At 45.2% G+C, this 7,137-nt stretch carries 9 protein-coding genes and 1 pseudogene; 7 read left to right on the top strand and 3 right to left on the bottom strand.

Translation table 11 applies throughout. From position 1 onward, the window contains the following. The 7 genes and pseudogenes from RW114_RS19290 to RW114_RS19320 form a co-directional block, all read left to right on the top strand. On the top strand, positions 1–123 hold a 123-nt coding region (locus tag RW114_RS19290; protein ID WP_340122873.1), incomplete at its 5' end, for an adenosylhomocysteinase. Positions 124–231: 108 nt separating this feature from the next. Next, positions 232–453, top strand: a pseudogene (locus RW114_RS19295) (methylenetetrahydrofolate reductase); the annotation flags it as partial. Between the two features lie 320 nt (positions 454–773). Then, the gene (locus tag RW114_RS19300; RefSeq protein WP_340124372.1) at positions 774–1,430 is read left to right on the top strand and encodes a DUF938 domain-containing protein; all 657 of its coding nucleotides are present in this window, start codon (positions 774–776) and stop codon (positions 1,428–1,430) included. Between the two features lie 128 nt (positions 1,431–1,558). Beyond that, complete coding sequence (locus RW114_RS19305; protein ID WP_340124379.1) at positions 1,559–2,293, top strand: SDR family NAD(P)-dependent oxidoreductase; 735 nt, start codon at positions 1,559–1,561, stop codon at positions 2,291–2,293. A gap of 10 nt (positions 2,294–2,303) precedes the next feature. After that, the gene (locus tag RW114_RS19310; RefSeq protein WP_340124373.1) at positions 2,304–2,912 is read left to right on the top strand and encodes a DUF1326 domain-containing protein; all 609 of its coding nucleotides are present in this window, start codon (positions 2,304–2,306) and stop codon (positions 2,910–2,912) included. Next, complete coding sequence (locus RW114_RS19315) at positions 2,912–3,667, top strand: DUF2182 domain-containing protein (protein WP_340124374.1); 756 nt, start codon at positions 2,912–2,914, stop codon at positions 3,665–3,667. Before RW114_RS19310 ends, RW114_RS19315 begins: the two co-directional genes overlap by 1 nt. Before the next feature lie 50 nt (positions 3,668–3,717). After that, on the top strand, positions 3,718–4,758 hold the full coding sequence (locus RW114_RS19320) for a L,D-transpeptidase family protein (RefSeq protein WP_340124375.1): 1,041 nt from the start codon (positions 3,718–3,720) through the stop codon (positions 4,756–4,758). A gap of 11 nt (positions 4,759–4,769) precedes the next feature. On the opposite strand, the gene RW114_RS19325 is transcribed toward RW114_RS19320, so the two are convergent. The 3 genes from RW114_RS19325 to RW114_RS19335 all read right to left on the bottom strand — a co-directional run bounded on the left by RW114_RS19325 (position 4,770) and on the right by RW114_RS19335 (position 6,921). Beyond that, positions 4,770–5,717, bottom strand: coding sequence for a zinc metalloprotease HtpX (locus RW114_RS19325; protein WP_340124376.1), 948 nt, complete (start codon positions 5,715–5,717; stop codon positions 4,770–4,772). Continuing rightward, positions 5,714–6,361, bottom strand: a complete 648-nt coding sequence (locus RW114_RS19330) for an MlaC/ttg2D family ABC transporter substrate-binding protein (protein ID WP_340124377.1) — start codon at positions 6,359–6,361, stop codon at positions 5,714–5,716. The genes RW114_RS19325 and RW114_RS19330 overlap by 4 nt, the downstream gene beginning before the upstream one ends. A 290-nt stretch (positions 6,362–6,651) precedes the next feature. Further along, the gene (locus tag RW114_RS19335; protein ID WP_340124378.1) at positions 6,652–6,921 is read right to left on the bottom strand and encodes a PepSY-associated TM helix domain-containing protein; all 270 of its coding nucleotides are present in this window, start codon (positions 6,919–6,921) and stop codon (positions 6,652–6,654) included. Positions 6,922–7,137: the final 216 nt, after the last annotated feature.

A 7,137-nucleotide genomic window follows, 5' to 3' on the forward strand; every position in this document is an offset into this window, starting at 1 on the left:
AAGGTCGCAAGATCGCATCTAAAGCAGCTGGGCGTGAATTTGACCGTCTTAACCGACGAGCAAGCCCGATATATTAATGTTCCGGTTGAAGGACCGTTTAAAGCCGATCATTACCGTTATTGATTAACGACTGTGGGATGGGTTGCGCAATCAGCGCGACCTATCCTTTAAGGTTGGCATACCCACCGAGCCTGAGTGAGCTTTTTATGCCCTCAATAGCAAAAAGATAAAATGCAATCACAAAAAACACCTTCGCAACTTTTCAGTTTTGAATTTTATCCACCAAAATCGGAAGAGGGCGCGGCAAGTTTACAGATTGTCCATGACAAGCTGGCAAAACTCAATCCTGACTTTTTTTCGGTTACATTTGGTGCGGGTGGATCAACCCGTGACAAAACATTCGATGCTGCTATAGCCATTCAGGCGAAAGGAATCCCGGCAGCGCCTGCCCTGGAGATCTGGGAAAATCTGAAGCTATTTTAGAGTTTTTTCAAGAAACGATTGTTCCAGCTTTGGCAATTTGCTTAAGCAATTGTTTGCTGCAGTGCAGCAGCGTAAGGATGAGCGTTTGCGAAAAAGCAGATGTTAAATCGGAAAGAGGGTTATTGATTATGATGTTTTGTGAAGTTGATTTTCTCTAATTGAAGAATGGCTTCCTTAATTTGGCAAGGTTAAAAATCAAGGCATTGTAAATTAACATAAATATTATTAATAATTACTGGCACAATATTTGCTGCTATTGAAGTACAACAAATAATTATGAGGAGTTAATAATGATCCAAGATAAACCACCCTTAGATCCGCATCCATTAAGCGAGTATGTTGCCTGGGCCGGAAGTCGCAACCGTGAACCACTGCTAGGCGTTTTAAAAGAAAAGCTGCCTAAAGATCCGGCAAATGTTTTAGAACTGGCCAGCGGCAGCGGCATGCACATCAACTATTTTGCACCGCATTTCGAGCATTTGCATTTTCATCCGTCCGATAAAGACAGGGAAGTTTTTGATAATATCAAGAAACTGTCAATCGATCACAAGAATGATAATATCGCCGATCCTGTGCATCTGGATCTGACCGATCCTGAGACCTGGTTTAATCCCGGCAATGAAGATTCCTTTGCAGCCATATTCTGCATTAACATTTTTCAGGTGGCGCCCATTTCGATTGCGGATCGCATGATGGAATGTGCATCACTGCTGCTTCAGGAGGGAGGATTTTTGCTGATTTACGGCCCATTTCAGGTGGAAGGTACTTTCACCACCGATTCCAATAAAGAGTTTCATCAGACATTGAGTTCTGCCGGTGTTTCGGAATGGGGTTTAAAAGATGTAGTCGACCTGAAAAAGGTTGCAGAAAGACATGGCTTGGAATTAAAAGAGCAAATCAATATGCCGGCCAATAATTTCTCATTGATATTCGGCAGAAAGGATTAAAAAGGCGAAGGGCGAGAATAGCTTGCATTTAAGGTTAAGTGGGATTTCAATTTTTAGCCTTTAGCCTTTAGCCTTTAGCCTTTAGCCTTTAGCCCTTGTTCAATGATGCTTAATTTAGGAAATTAATGATGGAGAAAAAATGTTCAGCTGTTGTCATCGGGGTTGGTCCGGAGCAGGGCTTGGGCGCGACACTCGCCAGCTATTTTGCAACAAAAGGTTTACATGTTTATATAGCCGGACGAAGTGAAGACAAGCTTCAACGGGTAGTAGAAAAAATCAGGCAAAAAGGCGGCTCAGCCACTGCTGTTATCGCCGATGCAACGGTTGAACGCGACGTTGCGCATTTATTCAAAATAGCGCAACTTGATGGTTATAGCCTCGATATTGCTGCCTACAATGTAGACAGCAATATCCCATCGCCTTTGCTGGAAACCGATGCGAAAACATTTACTACTCTTTGGCAGCAAAATTGCCTGGGTGCTTTTTACTTTGGCAAGGAAGCCATTCATGCAATGAAAGACAGACAAAAAGGGACGGTGATTTTTACCGGCGCGACAGCGTCATTAAGGGCAAAACCCCCGTTTACAGCATTCGCTTCTGCGAAAGCCGGTTTAAGGGCATTGGCGCAAGGCATGGCAAGAGAATTTTCACCGCAAGGCATACATGTGATCCATGCTGTAATTGACGGCGTGATTGACGGTGAGCGGGCGAGAAACCAGTTCCCTGATTATGTCAAAGCCAAAGGCCAGGATGGCTTGTTACAACTGGACGCCATCGCGGAAACCTACTGGGCCATGCACAATCAGCATCCCAGCGCCTGGACCCATGAACTGGATTTGAGGCCGTTTAAAGAACCGTTTTAGGAGTGATAGCATGTCGGAAACCAAAAACTGGATTCTGCAGGGCAGTTATTTTGAAACCTGTAACTGCGAAACCGCCTGTCCTTGCGTATGGCTGCAACCGCCGACAAATGGCGATTGCAAGCTGTTGGTGGCATGGCATATTGAACAAGGGCATCTTGGTGATCAATCACTGGATGACTTGAATGTTGCCATGGCATGTTACTCGCCAGGACTCATGATAGACGGCAACTGGCAGGCAGCTTTATATGTTGACGAACGGGCCGATGACAGTCAAGTTGATGCGATTGTGCAAATTTTTAGCGGCCAGCAAGGTGGACATCCAGCTATTTTAATGAGCTTTGTCAGTGAAGTTTTGGGCGTAAAAAAAGTAAAAATCGACTACCAGGAACAAGGCAACAATCGGTGTATGACTATTCCCGGTATAGCGCAGGCCGATATTGAAAGTATCCAGGGCATAACCGGTGGACAGGCAACCCTAAGCAATCCGCCATTGTGCGTGGTAACAAGTCATCCCACGGTTGTCGCCAAATCAAAAAATTATCAGTATCAGGATTATGATAAAAACTGGCAATTTTCCGAGTGTAACGGTTATTTCTCGGCATTTGTTTATCAGCCGTAATGGTCTGGTTTAAAACCCGGACGGCTACATTAGCTGTTGTGCTGGCAGGGATTCTTGCTGCCTGGGGCTATCTGTTTTATCAGCATGATCAAATGACATCTCAACCGATGTCGAGTATGTGGATGCCTCCCTCCGAGTCATTAGCATGGCGTTTTACAGATTTCGCCTTGGTTTATTTTATGTGGGCGGTCATGATGGCGGCAATGATGCTGCCTTCAGCAATCCCCATGATTCTGACCTTTGCCCGGGTTTGCCGACAACAAAATAAAATACCCCATAAACTGACTTACCTGTTCATTTCAGCCTATCTGGGCATATGGCTGCTATTCAGCAGCGTGTTAACGCTGCTGCAATGGCAAATGCATGGACTAGCCTGGTTATCGCCGATGATGGAGAATCAGAATTCGATATTAGCTGCCGGTATTTTATTTTTGGCAGGCTTTTATCAGTTTATGCCGATAAAAAATGCTTGTTTGACACACTGCAAAACCCCAATGGGTTTTTTGTTAAATGAATGGCAGGATGACGCAGCAGGCGCATTCAATATGGGGCTGAAACATGGCGCAAACTGTTTAGGCTGTTGCTGGGCACAGATGCTGATCATGTTTGCCGTAGGCGTAATGAACCTGCTGGGAATGGCTTTGATCACCTTGTTGGTTATATTGGAGAAATCCATGCCACTCGAATCAAAGCTTATTTGTAAAACTGTAGGCGTCGCTTTTCTTGCCTGGGGAATTGTTCTGTTATTTGCTTAAAGATTGCCCCTTGTTAAATTCCTATTAAAAAACCTGAGAAGATTATCGTAATGAAAGTTCGTTCGCTATTTGCCTTTTCGATTTTATTGTCCGCTATCAGCGGCACAGCCAATGCCACGACCTATTCATTGCCGGAAAACAGTAATGATAGCGTCATCACCGAATTCACTTACGATGTGCCTTTAACGCGAGCAGAACAAAACGAGACCTTACCGGATGTGGCCAGGCACTTTCTTCTGGGACAGACAGAAATAGTGCGGTTGAATCCCAATGTTGATCGCTGGCAAGTCAAAAAGGACGAGATTGTTCGTTTACCCAACAGACGGATTTTGCCGGATACGCCGCATGAAGGAATTACCTTAAATATCGCCGAATACCGGATGTATTATTATCCGCCGACCCCAAAAGGGGCGGTGCCACAGGTGATGTCCTATGCTCACGGCATAGGCCGACAAGACTGGAAAACGCCGCTGGGAAAAACCAGCATTGTGCGCAAAGTCAAAGATCCGGCATGGCATCCGCCGGAATCAATCAGGCGCGAACATGCGGCAAATGGGGACCCGCTGCCTGTTGTGGTTCCACCGGGTCCCCATAATCCTCTGGGAGCCTATAAGATGCATCTGGCCGTCCCCGGAGGCTATCTGATACACGGCACCGATATAGACAAGATTTACGGCATAGGTATGCAGATAACGCACGGTTGCGTGCGCATGTACCCTGAAGACATCGAGGCCCTATACAATTCGGTTCCGGTAGGAACGCCGGTCTATATGGTCAAACAACCCATCAAGGTTGGATGGTTGGACAATACGCTTTATGTAGAAGCGCACCCTGATTTGGAGGGAGAGGAAACAACACTGGATCAGAAACTGGATGTAGCATTGACGCTGATTCAAAAAGCCAATATCGCCAGGGATGGTGTGTATGCCGCAAGCCAGTCGGGAACTGGCGCGCCTGAGTTTGACCGGGAAGCATTAAAGCAAGCACTTACCGCTCTGGACGGAAATCCGGTGGCGCTTTATCAAAGATTGTTACAGAAAGACCTACCGGTATCGTTGCCGACCCATGGTATTAAGCAAGGATATCTGTGATGGTAATAGTCCTAGTACCAAAAACCACCTAAATGCCACCGCGGTTTTCTGACTGATTTTTGATAGTGAACCGGTACAGCAAATCGATCGTGATTTGAATATTTTAGAGCTTGATTCGGTAGACCTTTTAAACGTAACAATCGATCTATTCTTTCTTCGGTGTCTGGATGCGTTCTGAGGATTGATGGAATCGATGCGCTATGACCGCCGCCGAAAAGTATATCTAAAATTGAGGTCTCATAGGCTTCCAATTTACTTAACGCCATTGCCAGACCTTTGGGATCGCCGGTTAATAATACGGCTTGATGATCGGCATCAAACTCCTTCATTCGCGACAATGAAAGTTGCAGAAAACTCATCAGGGTTGGCGCCACAATGAGTACGCCTAATGCAAACCAGGAAATCGTCACCAATCCCAAAAAATATAGCGGCAAGTTTATAAAAATCAACAAAAAACCTGCTAAAGACAAGGTGTTGGTAATTCGGCTGATAATGTCGGCATAAGTTATCACGCGTACATCATTATGCTGGATATGACTGATTTCATGTGCCAGTACCGCAATAAGCTCGCGCATACTCAGGGTGTTTAACAGCGCATCGCTCAGACCGATGGCCGAATTTTCCGAGGTGCCCACAGAAAAAGCATTCATTAATTGACTGGGCAAGTAATAAAGCGCGGGCGGCGAGGGTAAGTCGGCGCGGGCGGCCAGTTCCCGTGTTATCAGATAAAGATCGGGGGCATTATTTGCCGATAGCAATTTGCCCTCATACATAGAAAAAATCAAATATGGCGGTATTTTCGGACTAATAACCAGTATTAAAGCGCCTAAAAACGTCGCCCATAAAATGCCTTCAACCCCGGCTAGAATAAAACCGACCAATGAAAAAATGGCGCCCATGCACAGAAACAGCGTCAAGGTATGAACGAAGTTTTTTAGCTTGTGACTGAATACTGTCATGAGGAATTTTTGCCTGAAAGCGCTTCGGCATTACGTTTCGCCAGATCATCAATCACGATGCTTAACGAGCCTTTTTTTTGAATTTCATCGTTAAAGGTTGAGCGGTAATTGGTCACTAGACTGACACCGTCAATCATAATGTCGTAGACTTTCCATTCGCCTTTACTTAGGAACATTCGGTAATTGACCTCAACAGCTTGGCGACCGGGTTGCAGAACGTCTGTTCTGACCATGATTCTTGTGGCTTCATTGGGCATGTCAAGAGGCCGGAAACGCATTGACCAATCGGTATATTCCACAAACGCCCTGGAATAGGTTCTTACCAACAGGGTTTGAAATTCATCTTTAAAGCGCTGCTGTTCTGCTGCCGTTGCTGTTTTCCAATGTTTTCCCAGCACTAACGGTGCGATTCTGTCGAAATCGGTATGCGGGTCAATAATGCCATTAACGAACCGTACAACTTGTGTAAAATCCCTGGTAAAGGATTTGTCTTTCATTTTTTGCTGTAATTGTGACGAAACACTTTGTATGACTTGCTGAGGGGGACGCAAATCTTCGGCTATCGCTTGAGCAGCAAACATTAAGCTGAGAAATATTGCAAAAAATACAGCTGTTATTACCTGCCGACCAGTTAGATTTTGCATAATTATCCTGTTCTAAAATAGTAAGTGTTGATTCTGATTTCTTTAAAGAAGTGTAATCTTATTTTTAACTCAGGGGGAATTAGTTGGTAGTCGTATTTTTCATGAGCATTTCCTCAGATGAATGAATATCCGTGAACCCATAATTTTGCTGTTGAACCGTTATGGACTGCATTTTCAGTATGCACCATGATGCTTATAATTCAAATGAAACGTCAAGTTGTGTCGATTGCGTATTGACAATACGCTGCTTACGGAACTATGTGACCTATAATCGCGAGACGCAATGTTATTTATAGTGAGCTCAATACAACAAATACTGCCAGTCCCAGCGAAGCCAGCCCCCAACCCTGCCATAAGCAGACGCGAGCCGTGCAGAGCTTGGTCCATAGCAAAAGCCCGGTCAGGGAAAGAAACACTAGGCCGCCTGCCAATGCATCTGCCAGCAGTACCCAGACGGTACTCATGCCGACACCCTTGTGCAAGCGGGTGATGAAGGCGAAGACGTTTGCGTCCTCACGCTTTATCGAAACATAAGCATTGCCTACCCACTCGATGTTCAAGTTTTTAAGCTTAGAAATACAGCCGGAAAACGGGTAAGCTAATCAGTGTAAACTGCCACGTATTTCAACACCATGTTGATGTACGAGCCGGCACACTTTATAAAATCGTTTGTCACTGATTTAGATGCAGCCCTGGGAAAGCTAAAGTCCAATGCCAGGCTGACGCACCTACAAAAGACTTGGCTAGGATTTTGTTTAACGGGGATGTTACTGACC

The sequence above is a fragment of the Methylobacter svalbardensis genome (assembly GCF_037671525.1).
Classification (GTDB): domain Bacteria; phylum Pseudomonadota; class Gammaproteobacteria; order Methylococcales; family Methylomonadaceae; genus Methylobacter_A; species Methylobacter_A svalbardensis.